Origin of the sequence: Novosphingobium sp. YAF33 (assembly GCF_052113265.1) — a bacterium.
GTDB lineage: Bacteria > Pseudomonadota > Alphaproteobacteria > Sphingomonadales > Sphingomonadaceae > Novosphingobium.
In genome coordinates this window covers 1-569 of record NZ_JBFRCW010000051.1, presented here as the reverse complement: position 1 = coordinate 569, position 569 = coordinate 1, and the positions used below count along the sequence as shown (strand labels likewise).

1 pseudogene is annotated in these 569 nt (G+C 65.9%); it reads left to right on the top strand.

Annotated elements, in window-relative coordinates:
* Positions 1-569 (top strand): annotated as a pseudogene (locus tag AB4Z00_RS26570) (electron transfer flavoprotein-ubiquinone oxidoreductase); the annotation flags it as partial.

The window sequence follows — 569 nt, the reverse complement described above, 5'->3', positions numbered from 1 at the left end:
ATCGAGATCTTCCCGGGCTTCCCGGCCGCCGAGATCCTCTATGACGAGAACGGCGCCGTGATCGGCGTGCAGACCGGCGACATGGGCGTCGACCGCGAGGGCAATCCCAAGGCCGACTTCCAGCCGGGCATGAACCTGCTGGGCAAGTACACCGTGTTCTGTGAAGGCGCGCGCGGCCATCTGACCAAGCGGCTCAAGGCCAGGTACGACCTCGAAGCGGATTGCCAGCCGCAGATCTACGGCATCGGCATCAAGGAACTCTGGGATATCCCCGCGGACAAGCACGTCCCCGGCCGGGTCATCCACACCCAGGGCTGGCCGATGAGCGAGACCGACAGCTGGGGCGGCGGCTTCCTCTACCACCAGGCCAACAACCAGGTGGCGCTCGGTTTCGTGACCGCGCTCGATTACAAGAACCCCTACGTCTACCCGTTCGAGGAATTCCAGCGCTGGAAGCAGCACCCGGATATCCGCGCGATCCTGGAAGGCGGCAAGCGCGTGGCTTACGGTGCGCGCGCGATCAACGAGGGCGGCTGGCAGTCGGTGCCGATGCTGGCCTTCCCGGGGGG